This is a genomic window from Caballeronia sordidicola (assembly GCF_000729995.1).
GTDB classification, from domain to species: Bacteria; Pseudomonadota; Gammaproteobacteria; order Burkholderiales; family Burkholderiaceae; genus Caballeronia; species Caballeronia sordidicola_A.
The window spans coordinates 1-503 of record NZ_JNFG01000111.1; the positions used below are offsets into that span (position 1 = coordinate 1).

The 503-nt window shown below is 58.4% G+C and carries 1 pseudogene; it reads right to left on the reverse strand.

Going from position 1 to position 503, the window contains the following annotated elements:
* Positions 1-462: pseudogene (locus tag FH08_RS54475) on the reverse strand (hemagluttinin family protein); the annotation flags it as partial.
* Positions 463-503: the final 41 nt, after the last annotated feature.

The following is a 503-nucleotide window of genomic DNA, read 5'->3' on the forward strand; positions in this document are numbered from 1 at the left end:
GCTGTTGGTCGTGCTCAAGCCAGTCGAGGTCGAAGTCGACAAGGAATTAACGCTGCTGTTAGCCGTGCTCAACCCGGTTGATGTCGAAGTCGACAGCGAGGTCACGCTGCTGTTGGCAGTGCTCAGGCCAGTCGAGGTTGAAGTCGACAGCGAGTTCACGCTGCTGTTGGTGGTGCTCAGGCCGGTCGAGGTAGAAATCGACAACGAGGTTACACTGCTGTTGGCCGTGCTCAATCCGGTAGATGCCGAGGTCGACAGCGAATTCACGCTACTGTTGGCGGTGCTCAGGCCAGTCGAGGTCGACGTCGACAAGGACGTGACATTGCTATTCGCGATGCTCAAGCCGGTCGAAGCCGAGGTCGACAGCGAGGTCACATTGCTGTTGGTGGTGCTCAAGCCGGTCGACAGCGAACCGACGCTGCTGTTGGCAGTGCTCAGACCAGTTGAAGTCGAGGTCGACAACGAGGTCAGCTGGCTGACGTTGACTGCGTCGGTGTTCTGCA